Annotated in this window: 7 protein-coding genes; 4 read left to right on the top strand and 3 right to left on the bottom strand. The window is 44.1% G+C overall.

Annotation, left to right across the window (positions count from 1 at the left end):
* Positions 1–32: 32 nt before the first annotated feature.
* From AC1DBT_RS05405 to sufC, 3 genes are read right to left on the bottom strand one after another with little or no spacing between them, the layout of a single operon-like run.
* Positions 33–1,256, bottom strand: a complete 1,224-nt coding sequence (locus tag AC1DBT_RS05405) for a SufD family Fe-S cluster assembly protein (protein ID WP_480018916.1) — start codon at positions 1,254–1,256, stop codon at positions 33–35.
* Entirely contained in the window at positions 1,257–2,813 is a 1,557-nt protein-coding gene (gene sufB / locus AC1DBT_RS05400; RefSeq protein WP_006303074.1) for a Fe-S cluster assembly protein SufB, read from the bottom strand.
* Positions 2,788–3,570, bottom strand: a complete 783-nt coding sequence (gene sufC / locus AC1DBT_RS05395; RefSeq protein WP_006303075.1) for a Fe-S cluster assembly ATPase SufC — start codon at positions 3,568–3,570, stop codon at positions 2,788–2,790. Before sufC ends, sufB begins: the two co-directional genes overlap by 26 nt.
* A gap of 403 nt (positions 3,571–3,973) precedes the next feature.
* Between sufC and AC1DBT_RS05390 the strand changes: the two genes are divergently transcribed.
* From AC1DBT_RS05390 to dnaE, 4 genes are all read left to right on the top strand, one after another.
* On the top strand, positions 3,974–4,369 hold the full coding sequence (locus AC1DBT_RS05390; RefSeq protein WP_480018915.1) for a Spx/MgsR family RNA polymerase-binding regulatory protein: 396 nt from the start codon (positions 3,974–3,976) through the stop codon (positions 4,367–4,369).
* A 236-nt stretch (positions 4,370–4,605) separates the two neighbouring features.
* A complete protein-coding gene (locus AC1DBT_RS05385) occupies positions 4,606–7,812 on the top strand; it encodes a PD-(D/E)XK nuclease family protein (protein WP_480018914.1) in 3,207 nt (1,068 codons plus the stop codon).
* Entirely contained in the window at positions 7,802–11,575 is a 3,774-nt protein-coding gene (locus AC1DBT_RS05380) for a UvrD-helicase domain-containing protein (protein ID WP_480018913.1), read from the top strand. Before AC1DBT_RS05385 ends, AC1DBT_RS05380 begins: the two co-directional genes overlap by 11 nt.
* A gap of 43 nt (positions 11,576–11,618) precedes the next feature.
* Entirely contained in the window at positions 11,619–15,527 is a 3,909-nt protein-coding gene (gene dnaE, locus AC1DBT_RS05375) for a DNA polymerase III subunit alpha (RefSeq protein WP_480018912.1), read from the top strand.
* The last annotated feature ends 95 nt before the right edge of the window (positions 15,528–15,622 follow it).

Below are 15,622 nucleotides of genomic sequence, written 5' to 3'. Positions count from 1 at the left end.
CGGCGAATATCATGGTACACATCGTAGCGTGACTAATCTTCTATAACACCGTTAATTTGGTAGCTACGTGCATGATTTTCACCTAATGCATCGGTAAAATCATCTGCCACGTCATCACCTACAATAACGCGCGCGCGATCCAACACAGCATTTCTCGAAACCGTGTCTGGCGCGTGGATAGCTGCATCGTCAAAGATTGCACGCGTAAAGAGCTTGTTTGCCTCTTCTTCGGTAAGACCGCGATCGGCTAAGTACGCAAGCTGTTCTGGTCCTATAGATCCAATTGAGGCACCGTGGTTTCCTAAAACATCATCTTCGTCACATAAAATAACGGGGAGCGTTTCATTCATAACGTTATCGGATGCAACTAAAACGGTTTCGGCTTCGTTTCCTTTGGAGCCTTTTGCGCCGTGCACCAAATCGATGGTTTCTCGTAGCGTTTTATATGCGTAATCGGTAAGAATACCATTAGAAAGCATGGTACAGCGCGTGTTTCTGCCGCGTTGCCTGCACAGATGGTTCACGTCGAGGCGTTCGTGTTCGCAGGTAAAATAACGAAGCATGAGGTCAAGACGCGATGAATTACCGTGAAGATCGCACGAAAAACCAAAGGCCACTTTTTTACCGCCCAGCGCATATTGGTGAACATCAATTTTTGCACGATCGTCGGCATCAAGCGCTACGCCTTGTAGATGTTGGTGAGTATCATTCATAGCAACAATTTCTACCAAATGGATAACGCTTTCGCGTTCGGCTACAATGCGCGCCAAATTAGCAGAAGTTGTGTCTTGTGCTTCTTTTCCATATGAAACCAAAACGATGGTTGCCTCGGCACCTTCGCGCACGATGATACCAGTATCTTTTGCTTCGTGTGCATCGGCATTTACATCAACAACAACGGGTTCTGTACGCTTAGTACCTTTTGGAATTTCTATAACGTGTGCATCAGGCGCAACAGATTCTATCCACTTTTGTGCATCTTTTCCTAAGCCGCAGGTCATGCGGTCGAACAGGGGAGGAAGACGCGCATAGAGCGTGCCGCGTACTTCGGGCGCGGGAACAGAAAAGGGAATATTATTGATGTGTAAATAATTCCACGTTTGCGACCAAGGTGCGTTTACATGAGCAAGATTGATAACATCTTTGGTTACGTGCATTGCCGTTTCCTGCGTAAAGGCACTTGTTGGTTGTTCTTGTGTCAAGGAACTTGTTGTAGTTTCTTGCGGAGTCGACTGTTCATTTGTGTTGGTGCTCATTTAGCCAATCGCTCCTTCCATTTCGATTTTAATAAGATTATTCATTTCTACTGCATACTCAAGGGGTAATTCTTTAGAAACCGGGCTCGCAAAGCCGTTAACAACCATGGTGCGTGCTTCGGCTTCGCTACATCCACGACTCATAAGATACAAAATAGTGTCATCTGATATTCTTCCGATGGTTGCTTCGTGTCCCACGCTTGCCGTAGCGCAACGAACATTATTCGCAGGAATGGTATCTGAGCGGCTAATATCATCAAGCATAAGCGACTGACAGCTTACCGTTGCCACCGAGTGATGTGCGCTTTTACCAACGATCATAGACGAGCGGAAAGTGTTGATACCGCCGTCTTTAGAAATTGACTTTGTATCAACCGAAGCTTTGCAGCCTTGACCATTCATAACGATTTTGCAGCCAGTATCTAGGTTTTGCGTTGCTCCTGCAAAGGTAATGCCCGTAAATTCGCAGGTAGAGTGGTTGCCTTGTAAAATGGTACTTGGATATAAGTACGAAACATGACTACCAAACGAGCCCGAAATCCATTCCATTCGTGAGTTTTCACCCACAAGTGCGCGTTTGGTATTGAGGTTGTACATATTCTTTGACCAGTTTTCTATAGTTGAATAGCGCATACGTGCATTATTGCCCACAAAAAGCTCAACGGCTCCTGCGTGTAGGTTTGCTTCGTAATATTTTGGCGCAGAACACCCCTCAATAAAGTGTAAATCGGCTTCGTCGTCTACGATGATGAGCGTATGTTCAAACTGACCAGCACTTGAAGCATTAAGCCTAAAATAGCTTTGAAGGGGGTAACTAAGCGTTACGCCTTTGGGAACATACACAAACGAGCCACCCGACCAGACGGCATAGTGAAGCGCTGCAAACTTATGATCTTTAAGAGGAATAAGCTTGGAAAAATACTTTTTGACCATGGGTTCCCAGCGCGGATCGTGAAGTGCATCCTCAATGGTGGTATATACAACTCCTTGTTTTGCTACATCATCGCGCATGTTGTGATACACAATTTCAGAGTCGTACTGCGCACCAACGCCAGCCAAACTTTTACGTTCGGCATCGGGGATTCCTAAGCGCTCAAACGTTTGTTTAATATCTTTTGGAACGTCATCCCAGCTACGAGCCTGTTTGGTGCGTGGGCTTACATAGGTTGAAATATGGTTGAGATCTAAGCCCGAACAATCTGGACCCCAGTTATCTGCCATCTTGAGCTCGTGATAAGTTTCAAGTGCTTCAAGGCGCAGCTGTAACATCCATGCAGGTTCATCTTTCTTGCGCGAAATTGAGGTAACAATTTCGGGCGTAAGACCGTCTGCGTAGCGTTCGTAGCCTTCCTCACTCATAACAAAGTCATAGAGTGAGCGGTCGATATCAGAAATATTAGAGCGGCCTTTTTCGTCGACACCAACATTTGAGTTTGCACCGCGATCTACATAGTCATCACCTGCGGATTTGGTATCAAACACATCGGTTTGACCTTTGTCGGCAAGCTCTATTAAAGATTGGTCTTTCACGTTAAGCCTCACTTGTTCCACGCGCATCAAGTTGTTCTTCAAGTTTTTGCTCGTATTCACTAAATCCGTGTGCGTCAATATGGTCGATAAGCGAAGCGGGACCTTCTGCCATTAAGTGGCCTTTTACCATAACGTGTGTGCGATCAACGTTTAAGCGCTCAAGAATACGTGTGTTATGCGTGATCATCAACAAAGCACCGTCACACTGCGCGCGATATGCCTCGATACCTTTTGAAACAATCGCGAGTGCGTCAACGTCTAAGCCAGAATCGGTTTCGTCAAGGATTGCAAGCTTGGGGCGAAGCAATAAGAGCTGTAGCATTTCAACTTTTTTCTTTTCGCCGCCAGAAAAACCAACGTTAAGTTCGCGCGTTAAAAATGCTTCGTCCATATCAAGCTGTGACGAGATTTCAGAAACACGCTCACGGAACTTGCGTGCTGTTAATTTAAGCTCGGGACGCTTTTGGCAAATGGTGCGTAAAAAGCTATAAAGTGGCACGCCTGGAACTTCAACGGGAGCTTGGTAGGAGAGAAAAATGCCAGCAAGAGAGCGTTTGTCTGCGGTGAACTCGGTAATATCTTGATCTTCAAAATGAATAGAACCTTCTGTTACGTGATAAACAGGGTCGCCCATAATAACGTGACCAAGTGTTGATTTACCTGCACCGTTAGGACCCATCATCACATGGGTTTCTCCTGGCTTAATGGTGAGATTTATGTTATGCAAAATGGGTTTATCTTCTGTTCCTGCATGCAAATTTGAAACAGTAAGTAACTCGGACATGAGCGCCTCTTTCTTATATGCAAACGGCTAAACATCACTTATATGGACAATACTTGTATGTACATGGTGCGCGAATGTAATTGCACGCGCATAGTGCGTAAGCTTTTGCTTAAGCGTGATGTTTATGTGCGTAGTAGGTGACATATAGTTCTTCATCTATCGTACCCTTATCTGTAAACTTTAGTCGTGTTACATGTGGAGGTTCATTAAAGTTTTATAAGGCAAAGTCTGCAAAAGGAGCAACACCTGAAAATAAGGCGACGCCTGCAAAACTGAGTTTGGTGTGCAAAAAATTGTGGCGACATAATTGCTACAGGAAGGGTATCTATACAACGATGGACAAGCAATCCATAAACAAGCAAACAATAAACAATCATAGAGATATGAATTGAGGATGAGATATATGCAAACAGATTCAGCCCGTGTAACACTTCTTTGGTATCCAAGGTGTTCTACCTGCAAAAAAGCAAAGGCATGGCTTGATATGCATAAGGTAGACTACAAACTTCGTGATATTGTTGAGCAAAACCCCACGCCCGAAGAGTTGTCTTTATGGTTTGCGTGCAGTTCGTATGATAATCCGCGCCGTTTGTGCAATACCTCGGGTGTTTTATATCGCCAAATGAACCTTAAGGCACAATTAGATGCTGGTATGAGCACTCATGAATTATTTGAGCTTATGGGTACCGAGGGAAAACTGGTTAAACGTCCGTTATTAGTTGTTAGGTGCGATGAAAAAATAACGGCTGTTTGCGCTGGCTTTCGCGAAGAAGAATGGACGGGTGCGCTTAATTTGTAATTAAGGCTAATTTTGCTAAGACTACCGTTATGAGCTTATTTTTATGCGCAGCTTTGAGCTGCGCAATTTTTTTACGCGGAGCTTTTTACCCCACAAATTATCGTCACACAACTTTTTAAATAGCTAAATTCAATGTAGGTATAATTCTTGTCCGCCTCATGCGCTATCCTGTTACATAAAGAACAAAAATCATAACACGGTATTCAAGTGGTGCTGTGTATACATGAGGAGAACTTATGTTGCGTCCAACTATCTACAATGCTTTGCAACAACTTCTACGCGCGCAGCAAGACGTTGTTATTTTTGTGCCTTCGTTTACGATGCAAACAAAAGTTGAAGGTCTTATAGCTACATATCAGCAGCTGGCTTTAGGTATACGTATAACGCAACCTCGTGCGTGGGTTGAAGAACGCTGGAGTGTGTGGGGTAGCAAAGCATATCTTGCTATGCCTGCGTCTTTGCGTATGTATGCCATACGGTGTTTGCTTACAGGAAAAATTCCTTATGAACATACGCAAGATTTTGAGCTTGGCGCCAATAATGGTTTGGCAAGTGTGCTGGCAAAGCTTTTTGAGCGCGCCTTTGCACAGGTGGTTGCTTGTGATCCAAAAAATCCTGCATATACGCCTGCTCAACAAGAAATTATTACGCTTGCGCATGCATATCAAGCCTACATTCACGCACAAGGATATATCGAACAAACAGAAATGTTTGAATATCTCAGTGCGTCTTTTAAGCAGCACCATGTGCAGCTACCTCATATTTTTATGGTGGGTTTTGATACGCCCACACGTTTTGAGCAAGAACTTATGGCGCTTCTTTCACCGTGTACTCAGATAGAGTCTTTTACAACCGATGAATTTTTTGACGATGTGAGTGTTTGTGAAGAGTTGGCGCAGGTATCTCAACACATTTTTTCAAACGATGAACAAAGCGTTGCTTCAACGGGTGCGCTTGATTTTCTTTTTCCAACAGGTCCGCTTGCACGCCCGTCGCTTATTGCTAAGCGCGTAGAAGACCTTGCTCAAACGTGCAAAACTGTTGCAATTTCTGCTCCCGATGCATTCTATCTTTGGAAAGATTTAGCACCTCGGTTATGCAAGCAAGGAATTGGCGTTAAAGCCGAGCTTAGTTTTTCGGTGCTCGAAACGCAAACAGGGCGTGCAGTGTTTCAATTTTTACGCAGTGTAGCAACACTTATGCAAGCTGCAAAAACCTGGCCTGCTCCTACGCAGGGAGAAGAGGGAACATATCTTGCCATCCCACTTGATTCTATGTCGTGGTGGCCTCCAAAAGATCTTATAGACTTTTTAATGTCAGATTGTGCACATATGAGCATGTCAAACGTGTATCGTCTTGATAGGCTGATGCGTTCAAATCGGCTTCTTACACCAAGCGACGTATTAAAGTTGCTCCAAAATCCGCGCATGGTTTCTCAAAGTGTGGTAAGCGCTACGCATGAGCTGCTTAAAGGCCATGTTGCAGCTGCACTTGGAAAACTGGCACAGCCATACGTGCAATCGTTTGACGCGCGCACAACTGATGACTTCTATATTGATTCCATGAGCAATACCTGCACTATTTTTCAGCGAGAGCCTCATCCATTTGAGCAGAGTCTTGCATATAGCGTTCTTATGCACCTCAATGCACGTGTTAAGGAACTTAAAGAATTTTATGTATCAAGCGCCGCAGATTATTGTGTAGAAGATTTTCTTCCAAACTTTATCGAGGACGTACATCTTATTGCGCGTTCAATGACGTGTCGTGTGTATCCGTATATGCACCCATTAGCTAAGAAGGTGTCCAGCAACCATTCGCATAGTGATGAAAAAGCATCGTGCGATGACTCATCTACAAGCGAGCCTTTGTGTTGTGTGTATATTGCGCAGCCATCAGCGCTTGCGCTCCATCTTCCTGCTTCGTTTGGTGCAGTAGTGTTAAGTGGACAAACCTCACAGATGAGTCCGCTTCCTCGCCCGCTTGATCCACTTCAGCAACTTCTTATTGCATTTGATATCGAAAAACCTGTAACGCCACTTGCACGCGCGCGGCACGATTTTCGCGCGCTCTTAAGACTTGCCCAACATCATGTGGTTTTAGAGCGCACTTCGTTCGATGAATCTTCTCATAAGACGTATCCTTCGGTGATGTATACCGAGCTTTTAGCGTGTTATGGTCTTTCATCCTCTGAAGATAAGGATGTTCGTGCGCATTTTTCACATATGAGTATGAGTGAAACAGGCATTGCCCACATGATTTATTCCGGTGCGCGCCCCCAGGTGCTTGCTCAAGATGATCCTTTATGTGCAGGACAGGTAAGCAAAGACTATATTCCGTTGATATGTGTTTCGCCTATGGGTAGAAAAGCCGAGATTGCAGACAAACCTTTGCTTTCTGCGTCACAAATTGAGGCATACCTGCGTTGTCCGTATTTATGGTTTAATGAACGACGCTTAGGGCTAACCACACCTGATGCTGGATTTTCTCCTATGGAAGCAGGAACGTTTGTACATCGTGTGCTTGAGCTTGTTCATACCAAATTGCTTGATGAGGCGCAAAGTAAAAGCATGCATTCAGATGCGCTTTATACGATTGGAGCGCGTGCGAATGCACAGGTGCCAACGCGCGTAAGTAAGACTGCCGATGAGCATGCGCATACGCTGCTTGATCAGTTCTTTGATGAACATCTTCGTCATCAATACCTTAAGCAGAGTCAAAAAAGGTATAAACAACTGCAAATATTTGTACCGCATTGTTTGGAAGACGAGGGGCTGCTTAATCAAATACGTAAAGATTTACATTCGTTTCTTGATTATGAATCAGGGCTGTTTGAAGGGTTTGAGCCTAGATTTTTTGAACTTGGCTTTGGTAAAGGTGAGGCAACTGTTGAATATGCAGGCGTATATGTCAATGGTTCAATTGACCGCGTTGATGTAGATGCACATGGTAACGCGCTTATTATTGACTATAAGCATAAGTCAACCGATATGTTTTTACCGTCCTATGCGCTTTTTACTGCACATCCCTCTACAGATGGCACGTATGAACTGGCAGAACATATTCAAACGCTTATCTATGCACGCGTTTTACAAAAGCTCTATCCCAATTTGCATGTGGTAGGTGCGCTTTATGTTTCTACTAAAAGAAATCATGCGCTCTCAGGTGCTGTGGACGAAAACTTTATCGATCGTGTGTGCGGTTGTAATCGTGTGTCTCGCCAGCTTCGTCAAAGCATTGCGGTACCTGCCAATTTTTATAGTGAGTATAGTACGCTCACAGGTTTTCAAGGGGTTCTCGATGCAACCGAACATATGATTGCCCAAAAAATTACAGGCATGCTAGGCGGAAACATTGCGCCAGACATTAGCTCCCCCGAGCACATTCAAACATGTCCGTATTGTAAAATTGCTTATCAAAATGGAAGGATTCACCATGAAAACTAGCGGAGGCGTCACCGATGAAAAGAGATTAGACGAGCCCAACGATCAACAAAAACAGATCGTCACAACGCTTGCTTCTCCTTTATTTGTAGAGGCAGGTGCTGGATCGGGTAAAACTTATACGCTTATCAAACGCGTATTGTGGGCACTTACCAAGGGTTCAGGTCCAAACGGCACTGCATTTTTAGATGATGTATCGCAGGTATTAATTATTACCTTTACCCATGCAGCCGCTCACGAAATAAAAGAGCGCATTCGTTCTAGTTTACGCGAAGCTCATATGGTTCAACAGGCGCTTGAGGTAGATAATGCATGGATCAGCACGATTCACGGCATGTGTTCTCGGATACTTAAAACATATGCGCTTGACCTTGGCATAGATCCGCAATTTAGCATTGCGTCTGAAAACGATACCGTAAAGCTCATGCGTCGTGCTGTTGAAGATGTTTTAAGTGCTTATTATCATAAGCGTTTTGAGATTTCAGGTATGCGTTTATTGCTTGAGGTATATGAAATGGGAAGCATGGGCGATGCTTCCACGAAGTTTCAACCAACAGGGCTCTGCGCTGTAATCTCTACCATTTCTCGACAAGCAAAAATACACCCCCATGGGTACGACGATTTTACCAAGGTAGAGGATGTAACGCTTGAGCCACGAATTGATGACATCATAAGCGGTCTTACTACACTTTGTAACGCGGATGATATAACCGAAAAAGGTAAAGAAAAGCTTGCGCCTTGTATAGAATTTTGCTCGCGCGTGCAAAGCTGTTTTCAAAATCTTAATCAGACACTTGAGATTGACGCATCTGACGACGAAGTTATTGCCTCACGTAATGATATGTGCGCATGTTTGCAGGAGCTTAACACAAAGCTTCCCAAATCCGTTGGTAAGGCACATGCTCAAGAGCTTAAAACCCTTAAAGAAGATCTTGCATGCGCACATGATACCATACGGTTTTTGGTGCTTAACCGCGCGTTTGATTTGTGTGTGGACATAGCGCGGCATGTGGATGAGCGATATATGCAACTTAAGCGTGAATGTTCTATGCTCGATAATGACGACTTAATCCACGAAACCCTGCGCGTTATTAAACATAATTCTTACGTTGCAGAGCAGCTCACGAATCGCTTTAAGTTGGTTATGGTTGATGAGTTTCAAGATACCGATACGGCGCAATTAGAGCTTATTTCTTTACTGTCAGGAAAAAATGCTGAGCACCTTACCACAGTCGGCGATGCGCAACAGTCTATTTATGCATTTCGTGGTGCTGATGTTTCGGTATTTAGAAAGCGCGAAGCCACGTGTACGCACTCGCTTAAACTTAGTGTTAACTATCGAAGCCATAAAGATATTTTGTCTTTTGTTGATAAAGTATGCGATGCAGGAACTCCCAGCAATCCAAAACAAGGTCTTATTCAGCACTTTATGCACCTGGATGAGTATCCTGATCGTGAAGCTAAAGATAAAGATGGAGCTCCAGCTTATAAGGCCCATGATCTTCCTCGTTTGGATGTAGAAATGGTAAAAGCGCCTTTCAAACGCGATGTTTGTGCGCGTAAGGTGTTGGCCGCAGCGCTTGCACAGCGCATGTATACGTATGTAAAGCACGGTCAAAAGCCTTCTGATATGGCACTTTTAGTGCGCTCTGCAACAAATGTTGATGTATATTTAGATGCAATTCGTGCACGTGGTCTTAATTGTGTGGTAAGTGGAGGCTCTACCTTTACATCTGCTCCCGAAGTACAGGTTATGGCTCAGCTGCTGCATGTTTTAGCCAATCCGTGTGATACACAAAACGGACTTTTTGGTTTGTTGATTTCGCCGCTATTTGCTCTCGACGAACAAGACCTTTTGCTGCTTGCATCTATGAATCAGCCAACAAGTGATTTACCTGCAAAACGTCCGCTTGATCGTGGACTGGAGCATATGACATTTTACAAGGATATGCCTTGTTCTTTGCGTTTGCAGCGCGCTCACGATATTCTTATGCATGCACGTAATGAGCTTCCGTATAAAAGTGTTGCCGATGTATGTTTAGAGGTTGTTAAACAGTCGGGCTGGTTGTTGCGGCTCGAAAAAGCAGGTACGACAACTATTCCTGTACGTGCAAATATTATGGCTGCACTTAAATATATAGATGAACTTACCAAAGATTTGGGTTTAGGGGCAGCGCGTGCCGCTCAAGAGTTTGACATTTGGCTTTCTCGCTCAAAGATTGCGCCGGCGTCGCTTGCAGGCGATAATCAGGATTCAATTCAAGTTATGACGGTTCATGCTTCAAAGGGGTTGCAATTTCCGCTTGTCTTTTTAAGCGAATGGTATACCGAAGTGCCTGATGCTCCTCGTGTGATGTGTGTTCCTGTACCTAAGAGCTCAACAAAGCAGCCAGAATCTACAACAAAGCAACCACCGCACAGCGACGCACATTCCTCGTCTTTAGACACACAAGAGACCGCGGCACAGGTGGCGTGTATGTTGGTTCCGCCGAAATTAAAAAAAGCCAGCACACAGAACCATCAAAAATTTGATGAGGGGGTTGTAGAAGAACGTGCACCCAAGTGTTATAGTGAGTGGTTTGAGTATGGAAAACGTTTGGCTTCGCTTCGTGATCGCGAAGAAAGCGCGCGTATTCTCTATGTGGGCTTAACGCGTGCACGCGAAGCATTGATTGTTGGTTTGCCCCTTGTTTCGGTTAAAGATGGCTATCGTGATACGCTTGCTTTGCGCGTAGCTCAGGCTTTGGATATAGTGGATGAACAAGCAGGACTTCATCATAAGGCGTATGGTGGCTCTCAAGATGCTTCTGTTCGTGTGTTTGAGCTGCAACCCGATGATACAGATACGCTTGTTATTCGAGGAAATCATGCACTTGAAGAGCTTGAAGGCTATAAGATTCCTCTCAAACGTGAGCTTGTGAATAGCCTTAGTCTGCCGGTATCAGAAGCGTTCTCAACGAAGCACGATAAAAAGCAGGATTCACCGTGTGCAGACACACTTAAGATACAAGATGATAGAACGCATGCCAGCTCGATACCCTTTGAACTGTATGATACAAATTCTTCGCAGAAAATGTATGACATTATAATGCAGCGTGCGTCGGCTGATTTTTATAGTTTTTCTTCGATTAAAGACGCCATGGATCAAGATAAGCAGGCGTTTACCTCACGTGTTGATCAGCAAAAAGCAGATGTTGTGTCTGTTCAAGATGTATCGATGGATACTTCCGATGCCACACGCGCAACTGCACTAGGTTCGGCATTTCATCAGCTTGCACAAAGTATGGTAGAATCACACAACCTGTTTCCCTCAGATGAACACATTGCGCGCATGTGTGCGTATTGGAAGTTATCTGCTGCAAAAGAGAAACGGTTACGTGACGCGCTTTGGCGTTGGTGGAATTCTAACATTCGTCGTGAAGTTCTCACCTACGATACTATCCGTGCTGAAGTGCCGTTTTGTATCCAGCGTAGTTCTGTGTATGGGCGCTATTATCATGGTGCATTCGACTTATTAGCAACCTCTGCTTCGTCGCGTCATGCGCTTCTTATTGATTACAAAACAGGAGATTTGGGCTTGTCAAAAGAAGAGATTGCCGCACGTCACACATTGCAATCACAACTGTATGCCGATGTATTATTGCATGCTGGTTATACAAGTGTGACCTGTGCGTTTGTTTGCGTTGAGTTAGACGATGGGCATGGACAACCTTATGTAATTACAACAGATTACAGCAGTTGTGAGGGCAAAAACCTTTCTTGCTAAAAAGAAGGACATACAGCTACGATAGACGAAATTTGAGGAAATAATGGCTTTTGTTCATTTGCATAATCATTCGTTTTTTTCTGTTTTGGATGCATCAACTTCCATTCAGGATATGGTGGACGCAGCAGTTGCTCAACACATGCACGCGCTTGCGCTTACCGATCATGCATATATGTTTGGGATCCCAGATTTCGATTTAGCATGCAGAAAATATAACGATAATGCTGCCGATATGAAGCAGTACAAACACGACGTTGAATGCTATGAAAAACAGTGGGATAACAAAGAGCCTAAGGCAGATGACCCTGATGCTGCGCCTCACGATAGATGTCATGCACAATGGGAAAAAGATAAGCGCATTTGGGACGAAACGCATGATATTGAACGCGTTCGCGCGCAAAAGCCTGAGCCTCTCATTAAGCCTATTTTTGGATGTGAGGCAAACCTCATTCCTGATCAGTGTATCGAAAAAGGAACGCCACAAAAACGCTATCACCTAACACTTTTGGTAAAGAATGCTGTGGGCTACGTTAACTTAATGAAAATGATGTCACTTGCGGCAAACCAAATGATGTATTACAAGCCTCGTACTACGTTTGCCATGTTGGAAAAGTACCATGAAGGCCTTATCTGTTTAAGCGGTTGTGCGCATGGCATTATCGCTCAAATGATAGTTACGCAGCAATACGATGCCGCGCGCGCGTGGGCGCAAAAATTTAAAGCTTTGTTTGGTGATGATTTTTATCTCGAAATCCAAGATCACGGTGTTTCTTTGGATTCTTGGAACGGCATGTCCGAACAAATGATTGCACAACGCATTGTTCAACTGGGAAAAGAAGAAGGAATACCCGTTGTCGCAACTAATGACAATCATTATTTTCATCAAGATGACGTTGAAACGCGCGATATCTTAAGCTGTATTGGTGCCAACACCCACCTCGACGAAAATTACCAGTCAACGCTTCCTGGTTCAGAGTTTTATTTTAAGTCCGAAGAACAAATGCGCGCACTTTTTGCATGGGTTCCTGAGGCTGTAGACGAAAGCGTTCGCATAGCCGCAAAATGCTCGTTTGAACTTGACTGGACGCACATGTATCTACCTAAGTTTCCTGGTTTGCACGACGGCGAAACATCAGAGGAGCGTTTCCGGAGCGAATGCGAACAAGGTTTGGCGCGCAAATACGGCGAACAATGGCAAGACGTTACCATTAACGGCGTAAATGTAAAAGAGCGTTTTGAGTATGAATATGGCGTTATTTGTTTTAAGGGTTTTGCTGACTACTTTTTAATTGTTCAAGAATATGTTCGATGGGCAAAAGAGCATGGTATTGGTGTGGGCCCTGGTCGTGGTTCGGCGGCAGGTGCTATTGTTGCATATGCTATGGACATTACGGCATTTGACCCGCTTGAAAACGGCCTGATGTTTGAGCGTTTCTTGTCACTTGAGCGTACCGAAATGCCCGATATCGATATGGACTTCGACGATGAGCGTCGTCTGGAAGTTGTCCAACATGTTCGTGAACTGTATGGTTCTGATCGTGTTTGTCACGTTATTACGTACTCAACCATTAAGGCAAAACAGGCAATTAACGATGCTGCTCGTGTTTTGGGGTATCCTGTTGCAACTGCGCAAAAATTGTCGAAAATGGTTTCAAGTGACCCAAAGACTAAGTTAAAATTTGTGCTTTCAAAAACTGAAGGCAAAGAGGACATGTATAACCCCGATTTTGTGGACGCTTACCATAATAATGGTGATGAGCACCGCATTATTGATGCTGCGCGCTCTATTGAGGGCATCATTCGTGGCGAAGGCGTGCATGCCTGCGCTATTCTTATTGCACCAACACCTGTTAATGACCACGTTCCCACTAAGCTTGACACCAAAGGTGGCGTAGAAATTACCCAATACGAAGGACATTCCGTTGCGGATATGGGTCTGTTAAAGATGGACTTTTTGGGCTTGCGCACCTTAACCGTTATTTCTAAAGCACTTGATAACATTCGTGCTAGCTACCCCGACTTAAGCAAGCTTGATTCTTTGGGTGATGGAGTTAAAGCTTGCCTTAAACCAGGAGCTACTTGCATTGATATAGATCCGCAAAAAATACCTTTTACCGATCCGCGCATTTTTCAGTTGGTTGGTTCGGGACGAACTGCTGGCGTGTTCCAAATTGAATCGGAAGGCATGACAGCAACCATCAAAAATATGAAACCAAAAGAGTTTCGCCAAATTGTAGCTTTAATTGCCTTGTATCGTCCAGGACCTTTGGGTGCAGGCATGGTAACAAGCTATATTAACCGTATGAACGGTCGTGAACCTGTTGTCTTTTACGATGACAGACTTTCAGACATTTTGGACGAAACATACGGAACTATTGTATATCAAGAGCAGGTTATGCAGATTTCGGTAAAAATGAGTGGCTTTTCTAAAGGAGAGAGCGACTCTAAGATCAGAAAACCTGTTGCAAAGAAAAAAATCGCGCTTTTAACTAGTACCATTTTTCACTGGGAAAACGGTCGCGATGAAACAACGTATGACCATTGGATGAATGGCGCTTGTGCTAACGGCTATAAAAAAGAAGTTGCACAACGTATTTGGGACGACGTTTTGGAATTTGCGTCGTATGCGTTTAACAAATCTCACTCTGCAGGCTATGCTATTTTGGTTATGCAAACAGCCTGGTTAAAAGCATATTTTCCGCGTGAATATATGGCATCGGTGCTTACATCGTATATGGGTAAAACCAATAAAATTGTCCACTATATTAGTGCATGTAATCACGAGGGCATTAAGATTCTGCCTCCTGATATTAACGAGTCTGGTCGTGATTTTACGGCAACACCACAAGGAATTCGTTTTGGATTTGCTGGTATTCGCGGTGTTGGTGAAAATGTTGGTATTGTTATTATGCAAGAACGCAAGAAAAACGGACCATTTGCTAATTTGCATGATTTTGTAAAGCGCGTTAATTCTGCTCAGGCAAACCGCCGTGTTGTAGAAGCCCTTATCAAGGCTGGTGCGTTTGATTCGTGTGGATATCCACGCAAGCAGCTTATGGGATTTATTGATAAAAACAATCCTAAAAATATTATTGATGAAGCTGCACGTCACGAAAAAGATCGTTCGATGGGACAGTTGTCACTGTTTGATTATTTTGGAACGGTTGAAGGATCGGGATTTGAAGAAAAAATTCCTCCTGCAGATCCGCATGATCGCTGGGAAGACGGATTTATGCTTTCGCAAGAGCGTGAAGTATTAGGCATTTATGTTACCGACCACCCTCTGCGCCCGTATCAGGTTGCTTTGCGTCGTTCACGTGATTTTACCTTAAGTGAGCTGGAAGAAAGTAAAGAAGTTATTGATGAGCAAAGCGGCGCCACGCATTTAGAATATAAAGTTCCCGAAGGAAAGACAATACATTTAGCAGGTATGACAGCAACAGGTCTTATTCAGCGTCGCCTTACTAAAACGGGAAAACAGATGGCTATTGTTACACTCGAAGATATGGAAGGACAGATTCCTTTAGTTGTATTTCCTAAGGTGTTTGAAGATTCATCTGCGCTGCTTAAAGGTGAAGTTTTGGAGTCGCTTGACAGTAGTGGCGAAAATATTTTCATCAAAGTTACTGGTAAACTTGAGCGTGGCGAGCGAGGTAATCAAGTTATTGTAGAGACTTTGGCACCGCTTCAACTTTCGGGCGCAATTAACTCCATTCATGTTATAGAAGTCGGTCTTTCTACGTCCAAACTCTCTACACCTTATTTTGAAATGCTGCGAAGCGTGCTTGTGCGCTATCCTGGACTTGATAGGGTTGAGTTGCTGTACGAAAGTTCGGTACATGATATTATGCATATGGAGTTACCTCTTACGGTAGATGCGTGCGATCCGCTGCTCAAGGCCGAGATAGAGGATATGTTTGGTTCTGATTGTCGGGTGAGCGTGTTTATCTAAAGGGTTGTATGGGTGCTTGGTAAGAGTTGCGTAAGTTCAACGCATGATACCATGCTTACTCAAACGGTGTTATGCAGTGTTTGCATAAAGTTTTG

Source organism: Fannyhessea sp. C0108B2, assembly GCF_056583915.1.
This window is presented reverse-complemented; position numbering and strand designations above follow the sequence as displayed.

Coding starts and splice junctions, on each gene's coding strand:
- AC1DBT_RS05405 (WP_480018916.1), bottom strand. CDS start 1,256: ATGAGCACCAACACAAATGAACAGTCGACTCCGCAAGAAACTACAACA.
- sufB (WP_006303074.1), bottom strand. CDS start 2,813: ATGCGCGTGGAACAAGTGAGGCTTAACGTGAAAGACCAATCTTTAATA.
- sufC (WP_006303075.1), bottom strand. CDS start 3,570: ATGTCCGAGTTACTTACTGTTTCAAATTTGCATGCAGGAACAGAAGAT.
- AC1DBT_RS05390 (WP_480018915.1), top strand. CDS start 3,974: ATGCAAACAGATTCAGCCCGTGTAACACTTCTTTGGTATCCAAGGTGT.
- AC1DBT_RS05385 (WP_480018914.1), top strand. CDS start 4,606: ATGTTGCGTCCAACTATCTACAATGCTTTGCAACAACTTCTACGCGCG.
- AC1DBT_RS05380 (WP_480018913.1), top strand. CDS start 7,802: ATGAAAACTAGCGGAGGCGTCACCGATGAAAAGAGATTAGACGAGCCC.
- dnaE (WP_480018912.1), top strand. CDS start 11,619: ATGGCTTTTGTTCATTTGCATAATCATTCGTTTTTTTCTGTTTTGGAT.